A 305-nucleotide genomic window follows, 5' to 3' on the forward strand; every position below is an offset into this window, starting at 1 on the left:
GGCTGACACGGGCCGGCGCCCCTATCACCCCGGGGATCTGCTCAAGCTCTACATCTACGCTTACCTGAATCAGACCAGCAGCACCCGGCGACTGGAAAAGGAGTGCCATCGCAACCTGGAAGTGCTGTGGCTGATGAAGCAACTGGCGCCGGACTTCAAAACCATTGCCGACTTCCGCAAGGATAACGGTCAGGCCATCAGGAAAGTGTGTCGCCAGTTCATTGTCTTCTGCAAACAGGCGGGCCTGGTCACAGGCCAGTTGGTGGCGATTGATGGCAGCAAATTCAAAGCGGCCGCCAGTAAGG

General features: G+C 58.0%; 1 protein-coding gene. It reads left to right on the forward strand.

Annotated elements, in window-relative coordinates:
• Positions 1-305: transposase (locus BIV01_RS17535; RefSeq protein WP_139199556.1), on the forward strand; the 305-nt coding region annotated here is incomplete at both ends.

The organism is Curtobacterium sp. MCBA15_013, from assembly GCF_001865095.1.
GTDB lineage: Bacteria > Actinomycetota > Actinomycetes > Actinomycetales > Microbacteriaceae > Curtobacterium.